Consider the following 312-nt stretch of genomic DNA (forward strand, 5'->3'; position numbering starts at 1 on the left):
GTGTCGAATTGTATGGGCTCCCCTGGGAACGTTTCGGGGCCTTCGTAGATGTACTTCTGGCACTTGTCCCCTTTGATAGGGGACCTGCCAAGCCCGCCGCGGAAGCCGATCCCTGGACCGGGTCGGATCCGGTATGTTACGTCGTGGATAGAGCCTGTGTGGATCTTGTCGCCGTTTGTGTCCACGACGGCCTCCCCGTTGGAGAGCAAAGCTCCAGAGATGATGAGAGTGCCGGAGAAGAGGAAGATGAGGAGAGGGTTGTAGCTGGTGGGCGCCGTCATGGTGGAGTTGGGAGGTTTTGCTTTGCTTATT

The 312-nt window shown here is 57.7% G+C and carries 1 protein-coding gene; it reads right to left on the minus strand.

The window, feature by feature from the left end; genetic code table 11:
- On the minus strand, positions 1-281 hold a 281-nt coding region (locus J4G33_RS16880; RefSeq protein WP_208057169.1), incomplete at its 3' end, for a hypothetical protein.
- Between the last annotated feature and the right edge of the window lie 31 nt (positions 282-312).

It is taken from the genome of Actinotalea soli, from assembly GCF_017565425.1.
Lineage (GTDB): Bacteria > Actinomycetota > Actinomycetes > Actinomycetales > Cellulomonadaceae > Actinotalea > Actinotalea soli.